The organism is Novosphingobium olei (genome assembly GCF_012927405.1).
In the GTDB taxonomy this organism is placed as follows: domain Bacteria; phylum Pseudomonadota; class Alphaproteobacteria; order Sphingomonadales; family Sphingomonadaceae; genus Novosphingobium; species Novosphingobium olei.
Map to the genome: position 1 here is coordinate 710,908 of NZ_JABBGM010000001.1, position 13,020 is coordinate 723,927.

Below are 13,020 nucleotides of genomic sequence, written 5' to 3' on the forward strand. Positions count from 1 at the left end.
GGGCGCGCCGGGTCAGGCCAAGGCGTTGAGGCCGTGCAGCACGCTTTCGAACAGCTTGCGACCGTCGCTGCCGCCGTGCGCAGGCTCGATCATCCGCTCGGGATGCGGCATCATGCCGAGCACGTTGCCCTTTTCGTTGAGCACGCCGGCGATGTCGCGCTGCGAGCCGTTGCAGGCTTCGAGATAGCGGAACGCGACGCGGCCTTCGCCTTCGAGCCGGTCCAGCGTTTCGGCATCGGCGTAGTAGTTACCGTCATGGTGCGCCACGGGGATCGTGATCGTCTGCCCCGGCAGGTAGGCCGAGGTGAACAGCGAACTGGCGTTTTCGACCTTCAGCTTCACGTCGCGGCAGACGAAGCGGATGCCGGCATTGCGCATCAGCGCGCCGGGCAGCAGCCCGGCTTCGGTCAACACCTGGAAGCCGTTGCACACGCCGAGCACCGGAACGCCGCGGCCGGCCTGTTCGACCACCGCCTGCATCACCGGAGAACGCGCGGCCATCGCGCCCGAGCGCAGGTAATCGCCATAGGAAAAGCCGCCGGGCAGGGCGATCAGGTCGAGACCATCGGGCAGGGCGGCATCGCCGTGCCACACGCGGTGCACGGTGCCGCCGCTGATCTCCTCGATCGCCACCGCCATGTCGCGGTCGCAATTCGATCCGGGGAAGGTGATGACGGCCGCGGTGAAAGGCATCAGGCGGCAACCTTTTCGATGCGGTAGTTTTCGATGACCATGTTGGCGAGCAGCTTGCGGCACATTTCGTCAAGCGCCTCGTCGGCGATGGTGTCGGCCACGTCCAGCTCGATCAGGCGGCCGGCGCGCACATCGTTGACGCCGTCAAAGCCCAGCCCTTCCAGCGCATGGTGGATGGCGCGGCCCTGGGGATCGAGCACGCCGTTCTTGAGGCTGACGTGAACGCGGACTTTCATGGGCAACGGGCCTTTCGGACTGCAAGTGCGGAGGACTCGCGCGGCCCTATGCCTCCAAGTCGCCGCAAGGGCAAGGTTGGCGGGCATTGCTTAGCTGCCTTGCGTTCCCAATTCACCGCAAGGCGTCTATGGGGCAGGGAATCGCACCATCCCAGCAGGACCAGTTTCCATGAAGTTCTTCGTCGACACCGCCGATACCGCCGAAATCGCAGACCTCGCCGCCACCGGCCTGCTCGACGGGGTGACCACCAACCCTTCGCTGATCGCCAAGTCGGGCAAGGACTTCATCGAAGTGACCAAGGAGATCTGCAAGATCACCCACGGTCCAGTCTCGGCCGAAGTGGTCGCTCTGGACCATGCCGGGATGATGCGTGAGGCCGAAGTGCTGCGCAAGATCGCCGACAACGTGTGCATCAAGGTGCCGCTGACGATCGACGGGCTCAAGACCTGCAAGAAGCTGACCGGCGATGGCACCATGGTCAACGTCACGCTGTGCTTCTCGGCCAACCAGGCGCTGCTCGCCGCCAAGGCCGGCGCGACGTTCGTTTCGCCCTTCGTCGGCCGCCACGACGACAACGGCTTCGATGGCATGGACCTGATCCGCGACATCCGCCTGATCTATGACAACTACGCCTTCGAGACCGAAATCCTGGTCGCCTCGATCCGCCACGGCGTCCACGTACTGGAAAGCGCCAAGATCGGTGCCGATGTGATCACCGCGCCGCCCGCCGTGATCAAGGGGCTGTTCAAGCATGTCCTGACCGAAAAGGGCATCGAAGGCTTCCTTGCGGACTGGGCCAAGACCGGGCAATCAATTGGTTGATTGACTTGAAGGGCGTCCCCGCGCAGGCGGGGGCCTCGTTCGGCGAGGCGCGTTACCGCTGTGGGTTGGCGTCCTTGCACGGACCCACAGGGTAAAGCGATGCGCGACGAAACTCCTCTCGACCAGTTCCGCTCCGTTCTTGCCGGAACGGCGCGGGCGCTTGCCGACGAGCCGGAAATCGAGGTTGCTTGGACCGCCGATGGCGCCAGCCAGTCCGGCGGAAACATGCGCGTTCCGATGCCCGGCCGCTCGCTGCCTGCGGAACAGGTGGCCGAAGCGCGCGGCTTTGCCGATTCGATGGCGCTGCGCCTGCGCCTGCACAACGAAGCCGTGCACCGCGCCGGGGCACCGGCCGAACCGGTGGCGCGCGCCGCCTATGACGCGATCGAACAGGTCCGCTACGAAGCGCTCGGCTCGGAGGGCTATGCCGGGATTCGCGGCAACATCGGCGCGGCAACCGACGTTCGCGTCGCTTCGGATCCGATTGCCCGAGCGGGCAAGCCCGAGGACGTGCCCCTGCCGACCGCGTTGGCGCTGCTGCTGCGCGAAAAGCTGACGGGCGAACCGGTGCCGGAAGCCGCGCAGCTCGGCACCGCAATGGTGCGCAGCTGGATCGAGGCGCGCGCGGGCGACGATTTCGCGGCACTGGCGGATTCCTTGCAAGACCAGAAGGCGTTCCAGAAGCTCGCGCTCGACATGCTCGGCCATCTTGAGATGACCCGCTCGGACGAAATCGACCAGCCCGAAACTGACGAGGACGAAGGCGAGGACGAGGAGCAGGAGGGCGAGGAAGAGCCCGAGGGCGGCGAGGACAACCAGGAGCAGCAGCCGAGCGAAGTCGCCGGCGATACCTCGGAAGGCGACGAGGACAGCGAGACCGAGCAGCAGCTCGAGGACGCCGAGGACGATGCCGAGGCCGACATGGCCGACGATGGCGAGGAGGGCATGCTGCCCACTCGCCCGAACCGGCAGTGGACCGACATCCCCGATACCTTCGACTACAAGGCCTATACCGAGCAGTTCGACGAAGTCATCGCCGCCACCGACCTGTGCGACGAGGAAGAGCTGACGCGGCTGCGCGCCTATCTCGACGCGCAGCTCAAGGGGCTGCAGAGCATCGTCTCCAAGCTTGCCAACCGGTTGCAGCGCCGGCTGATGGCGCAGCAGAACCGGTCGTGGGACTTTGACCAGGAAGAAGGCATGCTCGATGCCGCGCGGCTGGCCCGCGTGGTGATCTCGCCCGGCCATTCGCTGTCCTACAAGATCGAGCGCGACGTCGAATTCAAGGATACCGTCGTCACGCTGCTGATCGACAATTCGGGCTCGATGCGCGGACGGCCGATCTCGATCGCGGCGATCAGCGCCGACATCATGGCGCGCACGCTGGAGCGCTGCGGGGTGAAGACCGAGATCCTCGGCTTCACCACCCGCGCATGGAAGGGCGGGCAGAGCCGCGAACAGTGGCTCGCAGGCGGCAAGCCCGCGCAGCCGGGCCGCCTCAACGACTTGCGCCACATCGTCTACAAGAAGGCGGACGAGCCCTGGCGCCGGGCGCGCAAGAACCTTGGCCTGATGATGCGCGAGGGCCTGCTCAAGGAAAACATCGACGGCGAGGCGCTGCTGTGGGCGCACAACCGCCTGCTCGCCCGCCAGGAAGACCGCCGCATCCTGATGGTCATTTCCGATGGCGCGCCGGTCGACGATTCGACGCTCAGCGTGAACAGCGCGGGCTATCTCGAACTGCACCTGCGCCGCGTGATCGACTGGATCGAGAAGCAGAGCCCGGTCCAGCTGGTCGCCATCGGCATCGGCCACGACGTGACGCGCTATTACCGCCGCGCCGTGACGATCATGGATGTCGAGCAATTGGGCGGCACGATGGTCGAACAACTAGCCGGGTTGTTCGAGGACGAATGAGCTTGACCGAAAGCGCTTAACCGATCAATTAAATCGCAAGCAACCTTTCGGGGGAGAGTCCTGTCATGTCCACCGCCACGCTCGAAGCGGCGCCTGCTGCCGCGGCCACGCAGATGTCCGTTTCCGATGCGGTCCTTTCGCGCCGTTCGATCCGGGCTTTCAAGGATACGCCGGTGCCGCTCGAGGTGCTGCGCCGGATCATGGACAAGGCGCGCTGGGCGCCGTCGGGCTGCAATTTCCAGCCGTGGGAAGCGACGATCCTGACCGGCGAGCCGCTGAAGGCGCTGCAGGGCAAGATCCTGCAGAGCCCGCCGCAGGACCCGATCGAATACAGCTTTTCCGATCCCGAAGTGATCCCCGAATGCAAGGCCCGTTTGCAGGCCGTCGGCGCGGCAATGTACACGGCGATGAACATCGGCCGCGGCGACAAGGACGCCCGGCTGGAGTTCATGCAGAAGAATGCCACCTCGTTCGGCGCGCCGGCGCTGCTGGTGTGCTACATGGATCGCCGCAACAGCGCGCCGCAGTGGTCGGACACCGGCATGTGGCTGCAGACGATCATGCTGCTGGCCCGCGAGGAAGGGCTCGACACCTGCCCGCAGGAGTTCCTGTCGCTCTATGCCCGGCTCATCAAGGAGCACATCGGCGTATCGGACGAGAGCCACATCCTGTTCTGCGGCATCGCCATCGGCTATCGCGAAGAGGACGAGGCGGTGAACAATTTCCCCCGCGAGCGCGAGCCGGTCGACGGCAACGTCCGCTTCCTGGGCTTCTGACCTTCAATCACCGGAACAACACCATGGACGTTTCCCAAGCTGTCGAGACGCGGCGCTCGATCCGCGCCTTCCTGCCCGATGCGATCGATCGCACGGTGATCGAGCGCGTGCTCGAAAAGGCGCAGCGTTCGCCGTCGGGCGGCAACACCCAGCCGTGGCATGCGGTGGTGATCGCGGGCGAGCCGCTGAAGCGCCTGGTGGCAGAGACGGCCAAGGTGATCCCGGAAGGCACCAAGTCGCACGCGCCCGAATACAACATCTATCCGCCCGAGCTGGACGGCGCCTATGCCGAGCGCCGGTTTGGCGTGGGCGAAGCGATGTATGCCGCGCTGAACATCCCGCGCGAGGACAAGAAGGGCCGCCTGTCGCGCTTCATGGCCAACTTCCGCGCCTTTGACGCGCCGGTCCTGATGCTGGTCCACACGCCGCGCTACATGGGCCCGCCGCAGTGGTCGGACATCGGCATGTGGTTGCAAACGGTCATGCTGCTGCTGCGCGAGGAGGGGCTCGATTCCTGCGCTCAGGAAGCCTGGGCGATCTACCAGAAGCAGATCCGCGCCTGCGTCGATATTCCCGAAGACCACGTGTTCTTCTGCGGCCTGTCGATCGGCAAGCGCGACGAAAGCGATCCGATCAACGCCTTCCCGGTGCCGCGCGCGCCGCTGTCCGAAGCGGTGCGGTTCGAAGGCTTCTGACCTGCAGGCGGCCCCGGCGCCGCCGGTGCGCCGCACCCGCGGACGTCGGTTTCGTACAATTCGCTTGGACGCCAATGCGCTAGCTCCGCCATTGCGCCAATGGCGCTTGCGTGGGGCGCGCACGCGTCCATAACCGGCGGCGGGGACGCGTGCCGGGGAAGCGCGCGTTGGGGAAGGGGGAAAGCCGACGATGCCGGAAAGCCAGGACCAGCCGATCGGCCAGCGCCTTGCCGGTGGCACGCGCCAGCTCGGTCCGCAGCGCGTGGCGGTCCTGCTGCTGCTGCTGGCGATCGGTGTGCTGGTGGCGCTGGTCAGCTGGCGCCTGCCGCTGCTGCGCGACGCCGAATCCGCGCTCTACGACTTGCGCGTGGCGACGCTGGCGCGGGCGGTCGATACCGACAAGCGCATCACGCTGGTGGTCTATACCCCCGATACCAACCGCAAGACGGGCAAGATCTCGCCCGTGGACCGCACGATGATGGCGCAGGCGATCGCCAATATCGACAAGCTGGGCGCAAAGGCGGTGGGCGTCGACGTGCTGCTGGACAGTCCGCAGGCCGACGATCCCGTGCTCCATGCCGCGCTGGCGCAAGTGAAGGTGCCGGTATTCCTGGCCTTCACCACCAATAAGGCGAGCCCCGAGAACATCACCTGGGAGCAGGAACAGGACCTGCGCCGCACCATCGCAGCAGTGCGCGGGCCGACCGTACGCCCGGCGTCCATCCTGCTTGACAACGATTACGACAACGTCTCGCGGCGCTGGCCTGCGCGCAAGCCGGGGATGCCGCTGCTGCTGTCGATGGCGATGACCGAGGCGACCGGCGAGAGCGATTCCCGCTTCACCGGCTATACCGGACCGATCCGCTTCCGACGCCCCGCTTCGAGCGACCGGCCGGTGTTCGACGAGCTGCCGATCGACTTCGTTGCCGATCCCGAAACGGCCGCCTTCGCGCAGGAGCAGATCAAGGGCCGCTATGTGCTGATCGGCGCGCACTTTTCCGATTTCGACAAGTTCGACACGCCGTTCACCCGCACCAACACGCGCATCATGGGCGAAACCCAGACGATCGGCGTTGCCATCCATGCCGCGATGCTGGCGCAAGTGCTCGACCATGCGCGGCCGCGCGATGTGCCGATGGTCGCCAAGCTCGGCTTTGCGCTGCTGGCCGTGGGGTTGGGCGCGCTGACCGCACTGGCCCGGGCGCGCACATGGCTGCTTTCGCTGTTCGTGGTGGTGCAGCTTGGCGTCGTGCTGCTGCTGCCATTCGTGATGCAGCGCGCCGGGTTCGACACGTTGAACCTGCCGGCGTTCGGCTGGTTCGTGGGCTGGCTGCTCGGCTACCTGGCGGTCAGTTCGGCCTTGCGCGCACTCAACGCCGCGCAGCGCGAATTCGCGCAGGGGGCGCTGGGCAAGTACCTGCCCGCCTCGATCGCCAACGAGATCATGCGCAACCCCGAACGGTTGCAATTGCATGGCGAGAAGCGCGCGATCTTCTGCCTGTTCTCCGATCTCGAAGGGTTCACCAAGCTGACCCATGCGGTCGAGCCGGAGATGATCGCGCGCCTGCTCAACGATTATCTCGACCGGCTTTCGGCGGTGGTGCTGCAGTACGGCGGCACGCTCGACAAGTTCGTGGGCGATGCCGTGGTTGCGTTCTGGGGCGCTCCGCTCGCCAAGCCCGACGATGGCGAGCGCGCGATCGCCGCCGCCATCGCGATGTACCAGGCGGGCGAGGAGTTCCGCCGCGCCGTGCCCGAAGGCGTGCCGCCGATCGGCCGCACGCGCGTCGGCGTCCATTACGGCGAGGCGATCGTCGGCAATTTCGGCGGCGAGGGGCGGATCCAGTATACCGCGCTGGGCGATGCGATGAACACCGCGGCGCGGCTGGAAGGCGCGAACAAGACGCTCGACACCACCGTTCTGGTCAGCCGCGAGGCGCTGGAGCACGTGGGACAGGGGAGCGATCGTGCCGGCCAGCCGCGTTTCCGCCCGATGGGCACGGTCACGCTGCGCGGCCGCTCAACCCCGGTCGAGGTGTTCGAGCCGCTGCCGCCCGGTGATGCGCGCGAAGCTGCGCTGGCCGAGGAGCTGGTCGCGGCTCACCGTAACGGCGATGGCGTGGCGGTGCGCAACGTCACAGAACGAATCGCGCAAGCCGCTAAGGATGATCGGGCGCTGGCGAATCTTGCCGCCCGCCTTGCACAAGCGCACGAAGGAGAAAGTCATGCCCTGGGTTGATGCTGCCAAGCTCCGCAAGCCCCTTGCCCTCGCAGCCGGCGCGCTCGCGCTCGTGGCGGGCCATGCGGCGATGGCGCAGGCCGTCGTGGTGCGCTCGACCGGACCTTCGGCCGCGCAGTACCCGATGGGCAAGAAGCTGCCGGCCAGCGGGACGCTGGCGCTCAAGGCGGGCGACCATGTCACCGTGATCGACAAGTCGGGCACCCGCGTGCTCAACGGCCCTGGCGCGTTTCCGGTGACTGCCGCGGTCAGCCGCGATCAGGCTGGCGCGCTGGCCGTGGCGCAGATGGCGACGGTTCCGGGCGGCGCCCGCGTGCGCACCGGGGCGGTACGCGGCGCGCCCGTTCCTGCCGCCGAGCCGGCGAGCGGGCCGGATTCGATCTGGTACCTGGACGTGACCAAGGGCGGCACCTTCTGCGTCGCCGATCCGCGCCAGGTGGTGCTCTGGCGCCCCGATGCAGTCGAAACCGGCATGGGCAAGCTGACCGGCGCCGATGGCACCAGCGCCGATGTCACGTGGAATGCGGGCAATCCGCTCAAGCTGTGGCCGAGCGACACGCTGCCGATCATCGACGGGCAGTCCTATGGCTTCCGCAACCCCGTCGGCCGCACCGTGGCGATCAAGATCAAGCTGCTGGCGCAAGTGCCGACCGACGGGCTCGGCATGGCGAGCCTGCTCGCCGACAGCGGCTGCACCGCGCAGCTTGACGTCATGGCCAACAGCGCCGTCGGCGGCTGAACCGCCGCGCTTGACCGAAAGCGCCCGGAGCGGGCAAGGCGCTTGGCCATGGAAAACGCTGCCCGCCCGCTGACGCTGTTCAACAGCCTGACCCGCGCCCTTGAACCCTTCGTGCCGGTGCACGAGGGGGAGGCGCGCGTCTATTCGTGCGGGCCGACGGTCTACAACTATCCCCACATCGGCAACATGCGCGCCTATGTCTTTGCCGACGTGCTGGGGCGAACGCTGAGCTTCAAGGGCTACAAGCTCACCCACGTCATCAACATCACCGACGTCGGCCACCTGACCGACGATGCGGACGATGGCGAGGACAAGATGGAGCGGATGGCGGCGGCTCAGAAGCAGTCGATCTGGGACATCGCCGAGCATTACAAGCAGGCCTACTGGGCCGATGTGCGCGCGCTTAACATTCGCCAGCCGGCGCGCTGGACCATCGCCACCGACTACGTGCCCGCGATGATCGACTTTGCGAAGAAGATCGCACCGCAGCACTGCTACGAACTGGACAGCGGGCTCTACTTCGACGTTTCGACCGTGGCCGACTATGGCCGGCTGGCGCGCGCGCAGACCGAGGAAGGGGAGGGGCGCATCGAGGCGGTAGAAGGCAAGCGCAACGCCGCCGACTTCGCGATCTGGCGCAAGACGCCTGCGGGCGAGAGGCGGCAGATGGAATGGGACAGCCCCTGGGGTCGCGGCGCGCCGGGCTGGCATCTCGAATGCTCGGTCATGTCGGGCGAAGTTCTCGGCTTCCCCTTCGATATCCACACCGGCGGCATCGACCACCGCGAAATCCACCACCCCAACGAGATCGCGCAGAACCAGGCGTTCTGCTGCACCAACGGGCTTTCGGTGCCGAGCAACAGCGGCGCGAAAGTGTGGATGCACAACAACTTCCTGGTCGAACGCAGCGGCAAGATGAGCAAGTCGTCGGGAGAATTCCTGCGGCTGCAACTGCTGATCGACAAGGGCTACCACCCGCTCGCCTACCGAATGCTGTGCCTGCAGGCGCACTATCGCAGCGAGCTGGAATTCAGCTGGGATGGGCTGGGCGCCGCGCTGACCCGGCTCAAGCGGCTGGTGCTGGCCGTGGCGCAACTGAAGGATCGGGCAGGTGATGCCGCCCAAACCGCGCCGGGGCCGAAGTTCGCGCCCCTGCTCGACAAGTTCGACGCCGCGATTTCAGACGATCTCAATACGTCGGTGGCGCTGACCGTGCTCGACGAGATCGTCGCGGTGAAGAAGGTCGATCCGGCAGAAAAGCTCGCGGCGATCGCGGCGGTCGATGCGGTGCTCGGGCTGGACCTGCTCGATCTCGATCGCGCTGCGCTGCGCCTGCGCCCCAAGGGTGTCGAGATCGACGAAGCCGAGATCGATGCGGTGCTTGCGGAACGCAAGGCGGCGCGCACCGAAAAGGATTTCGCCCGCTCCGATGCGCTGCGCGATGAACTTGCCGCCAAGGGCGTCGAGGTGATGGACGGCGATCCGCTCGGCTGGGAATGGAAGCTCGCGTCGTGAAGTGCCGGGCCTGAAGCCTTGAGGCTCTGGCGCCTGACCCGAGCAGAGCACGTGGCGCTCGACGGCAGAGGCGCCGAACTGCACGGTGGGCGCTATACGCCTGCCGGGCTGCCGGTGGTGTCGCTGGCTTCGGAGGCAGGCCTCGCCGTGCTGGTCGCGCTGCGCTACCTGCCGGCCAGCCGCGCGCAATGGTCCACCGACCATGTGCTCGGCTGGACCGACGTCGACGCACCATGTCTCCGCCTTGCTGCGACGCTGGATGAAGGCGATTTGCGGGCGAGTGCGACGCAATGGCTCTCCGAAGGGTGCGGCCTGCTCTTGGCGATCCCCTCGCGCGTCCTGCCAGAGGCTGACGTCGTTCTGCTCAACCCGCGCCATCCGGACGCCGCACGGGTGGCACCGCTGGATTGCCGCCCGTTCGATTTTGCGCAATGCCTGCACCGACCACCGATGCTCGAACGCTTCGGGGATTCCGGGAGAGACGTGACATCATGACCATCCTCGTCGCCAATGCCATGGTTGCGCCGCTGATTGCGTCGCGCTTGCCCGACTGGGTCGATCTGCGGACGTTTCGCCATACCGAGGAACTGTTCGACCTCGCGCCCGAAGCGGAGATCGGCTGGTTCGATCTCGACAAGAAGGCCCCGATGGCCGAGGCGGTGCGGCGCGCGACGAAGCTGCGCTGGCTGAACTCGATCTATGCCGGGGTCGATGGCATGCCGCTCGATATCATGGCGGAGCGCGGGGTCGTCTATACCAACGGCGTCGGCATCAACGCGGTGACCATCGCCGAATACGTGGTGATGGGCATGCTGACCGTGGCCAAGGGCTATCGCGAGGTGGTGCATGCGCAGGATCGGCATGAGTGGCTGATGGATTCGCCCGGCAAGGTAGAACTTGCCGGCAGCCGCGCCCTGCTGCTGGGCTATGGCGCGATCGGGCAGCGGGTCGACCGCATCCTTTCGGCGATGGATGTAGAGGTGGTGAAGGTGCGCCGCTCGGGTGGAGAAGGCGCGCTCGGCCCCGACGCATGGCGCGCGCAGCTTGGCACGTTCGATTGGGTGATCCTTGCCGTGCCCGCAACGGCCGAAACCGACGGCATGATCGGCGCGGCCGAGCTTGCCGCGATGAAGTCCGGCGCGGTGCTGGTCAACGTCGCGCGCGGCACCGTGGTCGATCAGGAGGCGCTGGTCGAAGCGCTCGAAGCGAGGCGCATCGGCGCGGCGTTCCTCGACGTGACCACGCCCGAGCCGCTGCCCGCCGATCATCCGCTGTGGGCGTTGCCCAATGCGCACGTCACGATGCACCTTTCGGGCCGGGCGCAGGACAAGATGTTCCAGCGCTCGGCGGCGCGCTTCCTCGAAAACCTCGAACGCTATCGTCGGGGTGAGCCGCTCGCGCCGCAGGTCGACCTCGCGCTTGGCTACTGACTCTTTTCCTGTCGTCGATCGGATGGGGTGACGCGGGGGCACGGCTTTGATACGCCTTGCCTCAGGGGGCAGGCCAGGCATGGGCCTTTGAACGACCGGACCGCCCCGTGGGTCGCGACGTTGGGGAGAAGGAGCGCCGGTGGCCCCGCGCGTTTTCCTGAAGTGCGGGAGCGATCCGAATGGCGGAAAACGGTGCAGGGACCAAGGCGTCCGACCTCTTCGTGCAGTGCCTGGAAGAAGAGGGCTGCGAATACATCTTCGGCGTTCCGGGCGAGGAGAACCTCGACTTTCTCGATTCGCTTTCGCGCTCCAAGCAGATCAAGCTGATCCTCACCCGCCATGAACAAGGTGCGGGCTTCATGGCGGCGACGTATGGGCGGCACACCGGCAAGACCGGCGTGTGTATCGCAACGCTGGGGCCGGGGGCGACCAACTTCGTCACCGCCGCGGCCTATGCCACGCTCGGCGGCATGCCGATGTTGATGATCACCGGGCAGAAGCCGATCAAGAAGTCCAAGCAGGGCCGCTTCCAGATCCTCGACGTCGTCTCGATGATGCAGCCGATCACCAAGTTCACCCACCAGATGCAGTCTTCGGACAACATCCCCAGCCGCGTGCGCGAAGCCTATCGCCTTGCGGAAGAGGAAAAGCCCGGCGCGACCCACATCGAACTGCCCGAGGACATCGCCGACGAGCACACCACCTCGGTGCCGCTGAAGCGCAGCCAGGTGCGCCGGCCGACCGCCGACGTGAAATCGATCCAGCAGGCCGTCGCCGCATTGGAAAGTGCCAATGCGCCGGTGCTGGTGATCGGCGCGGGCGCGAACCGCAAGATGACCGGCAAGATGCTGCGCGAATTCGTCGAGAAGTCCGGCATCCCATTCCTCACCACGCAGCTGGGCAAGGGCGTGATCGACGAACGTCACCCGCGCTTCCTCGGCTGCGCGGCGCTGTCGGCGGGCGATTTCGTGCACCGCGCGGTGGAGGATGCGGACCTGATCATCAACGTCGGCCACGACGTGATCGAAAAGCCGCCGTTCTTCATGCGCGAAGGGGGAACGCCCGTCATCCACGTGTCGACCAAGACGGCCGAAGTCGATCCGGTCTACTTCCCCAGCATCGAGGTGATCGGTGATATCGCCAATGCCATCTGGCAGATGAAGGAAGCGATCACGCCGAACCCTGCGTGGAATTTCGACAAGATGCTGTCCTATCGCGCGGCAGAGGTGGCTCACACCGCGCCACTTGCCGCCGACGCCCGCTTCCCGGTGTTTCCGCCGCATCTGGTGCAATCGGTGCGCGACACGATGCCGGAAGACGGGATCATCTGCCTCGACAACGGGGTCTACAAGATCTGGTTCGCGCGCGGCTACACCGCCTACCAGCCCAACACCGTGCTGCTCGACAATGCGCTGGCGACGATGGGGGCGGGGCTGCCCTCGGCGATGATGAGCGCGATGCTCTATCCGGATCGCAAGGTCATGGCGATCTGCGGCGACGGCGGGTTCATGATGAACAGCCAGGAGATGGAGACCGCAGTGCGTCTGGGGCTCAACCTCACCGTGCTGATCCTCAACGACAGCGCCTATGGCATGATCCGCTGGAAGCAGGCCAACATGGGGTTCGAGGACTTCGGCCTGACCTACAACAACCCCGACTTCGTGAAGTATGCCGAAAGCTACGGGGCCAGGGGCTGCCGTGTCGAAAGTGCCGCCCACCTCAAGGAGTTGCTGGCGCATTGCCGCGATACGCCGGGCGTGCACCTGATCGATTGTCCGGTCGATTATTCGCAGAACGATCAGATCCTGAACAAGGACATCAAGGAACTTTCGAAGGCGCTGTAGGGAACGCGGCGGGAACAATGTCGTCACCCCGGCCTTGAGCCGGGGTCCCGCTTGTTCTCGCGGCGGGAAGGAAGAAAGCGGGATCCCGGGTCAGGCCCGGGATGACGGAGATT

The 13,020-nt window shown here is 66.3% G+C and carries 12 protein-coding genes; 10 read left to right on the forward strand and 2 right to left on the reverse strand.

Going from position 1 to position 13,020, the window contains the following annotated elements; all coding sequences use genetic code 11:
* Positions 1-12: 12 nt before the first annotated feature.
* Positions 13-693, reverse strand: coding sequence for a phosphoribosylformylglycinamidine synthase subunit PurQ (gene purQ, locus HHL27_RS03415; protein WP_169491935.1), 681 nt, complete (start codon positions 691-693; stop codon positions 13-15).
* Positions 693-929, reverse strand: a complete 237-nt coding sequence (gene purS / locus HHL27_RS03420) for a phosphoribosylformylglycinamidine synthase subunit PurS (RefSeq protein WP_169491936.1) — start codon at positions 927-929, stop codon at positions 693-695. Before purS ends, purQ begins: the two co-directional genes overlap by 1 nt.
* Positions 930-1,098: 169 nt before the next feature.
* Between purS and fsa the strand changes: the two genes are divergently transcribed.
* From fsa to HHL27_RS03470, 10 genes are all read left to right on the forward strand, one after another.
* Positions 1,099-1,752, forward strand: coding sequence for a fructose-6-phosphate aldolase (fsa, locus tag HHL27_RS03425; RefSeq protein ID WP_169491937.1), 654 nt, complete (start codon positions 1,099-1,101; stop codon positions 1,750-1,752).
* A 99-nt stretch (positions 1,753-1,851) separates the two neighbouring features.
* Positions 1,852-3,669 (forward strand): cobaltochelatase subunit CobT, encoded by a 1,818-nt coding sequence (gene cobT, locus HHL27_RS03430; protein WP_169491938.1) that lies wholly within the window; start codon positions 1,852-1,854, stop codon positions 3,667-3,669.
* Positions 3,670-3,734: 65 nt separating this feature from the next.
* A complete protein-coding gene (locus tag HHL27_RS03435; protein WP_240959280.1) occupies positions 3,735-4,445 on the forward strand; it encodes a nitroreductase in 711 nt (236 codons plus the stop codon).
* 23 nt (positions 4,446-4,468) lie between these two features.
* A complete protein-coding gene (locus HHL27_RS03440; RefSeq protein ID WP_169491939.1) occupies positions 4,469-5,140 on the forward strand; it encodes a nitroreductase in 672 nt (223 codons plus the stop codon).
* Positions 5,141-5,330: 190 nt separating this feature from the next.
* On the forward strand, positions 5,331-7,379 hold the full coding sequence (locus tag HHL27_RS03445; protein WP_169491940.1) for an adenylate/guanylate cyclase domain-containing protein: 2,049 nt from the start codon (positions 5,331-5,333) through the stop codon (positions 7,377-7,379).
* Entirely contained in the window at positions 7,366-8,118 is a 753-nt protein-coding gene (locus tag HHL27_RS03450) for a hypothetical protein (RefSeq protein ID WP_169491941.1), read from the forward strand. Before HHL27_RS03445 ends, HHL27_RS03450 begins: the two co-directional genes overlap by 14 nt.
* A 48-nt stretch (positions 8,119-8,166) precedes the next feature.
* Positions 8,167-9,633 carry a cysteine--tRNA ligase gene (gene cysS, locus HHL27_RS03455; protein ID WP_169491942.1) on the forward strand — a complete coding sequence of 489 codons (1,467 nt, stop codon included), beginning with the start codon at positions 8,167-8,169 and terminating at the stop codon, positions 9,631-9,633.
* 18 nt (positions 9,634-9,651) lie between these two features.
* On the forward strand, positions 9,652-10,128 hold the full coding sequence (locus HHL27_RS03460) for an RES family NAD+ phosphorylase (RefSeq protein WP_169491943.1): 477 nt from the start codon (positions 9,652-9,654) through the stop codon (positions 10,126-10,128).
* Entirely contained in the window at positions 10,125-11,063 is a 939-nt protein-coding gene (locus HHL27_RS03465; protein ID WP_169491944.1) for a D-2-hydroxyacid dehydrogenase, read from the forward strand. The genes HHL27_RS03460 and HHL27_RS03465 overlap by 4 nt, the downstream gene beginning before the upstream one ends.
* A 179-nt stretch (positions 11,064-11,242) precedes the next feature.
* The gene (locus tag HHL27_RS03470; protein WP_169491945.1) at positions 11,243-12,907 is read left to right on the forward strand and encodes an acetolactate synthase large subunit; all 1,665 of its coding nucleotides are present in this window, start codon (positions 11,243-11,245) and stop codon (positions 12,905-12,907) included.
* Positions 12,908-13,020: the final 113 nt, after the last annotated feature.

What these genes read in the sequence shown, in the direction of transcription:
- HHL27_RS03440 (WP_169491939.1), top strand. Translation starts at nt 4,469, where the DNA reads ATGGACGTTTCCCAAGCTGTCGAGACGCGGCGCTCGATCCGCGCCTTC.
- purQ (WP_169491935.1), bottom strand. Translation starts at nt 693, where the DNA reads ATGCCTTTCACCGCGGCCGTCATCACCTTCCCCGGATCGAATTGCGAC.
- HHL27_RS03450 (WP_169491941.1), top strand. Translation starts at nt 7,366, where the DNA reads ATGCCCTGGGTTGATGCTGCCAAGCTCCGCAAGCCCCTTGCCCTCGCA.
- fsa (WP_169491937.1), top strand. Translation starts at nt 1,099, where the DNA reads ATGAAGTTCTTCGTCGACACCGCCGATACCGCCGAAATCGCAGACCTC.
- purS (WP_169491936.1), bottom strand. Translation starts at nt 929, where the DNA reads ATGAAAGTCCGCGTTCACGTCAGCCTCAAGAACGGCGTGCTCGATCCC.
- HHL27_RS03465 (WP_169491944.1), top strand. Translation starts at nt 10,125, where the DNA reads ATGACCATCCTCGTCGCCAATGCCATGGTTGCGCCGCTGATTGCGTCG.
- HHL27_RS03445 (WP_169491940.1), top strand. Translation starts at nt 5,331, where the DNA reads ATGCCGGAAAGCCAGGACCAGCCGATCGGCCAGCGCCTTGCCGGTGGC.
- cobT (WP_169491938.1), top strand. Translation starts at nt 1,852, where the DNA reads ATGCGCGACGAAACTCCTCTCGACCAGTTCCGCTCCGTTCTTGCCGGA.
- cysS (WP_169491942.1), top strand. Translation starts at nt 8,167, where the DNA reads ATGGAAAACGCTGCCCGCCCGCTGACGCTGTTCAACAGCCTGACCCGC.
- HHL27_RS03470 (WP_169491945.1), top strand. Translation starts at nt 11,243, where the DNA reads ATGGCGGAAAACGGTGCAGGGACCAAGGCGTCCGACCTCTTCGTGCAG.
- HHL27_RS03435 (WP_240959280.1), top strand. Translation starts at nt 3,735, where the DNA reads ATGTCCACCGCCACGCTCGAAGCGGCGCCTGCTGCCGCGGCCACGCAG.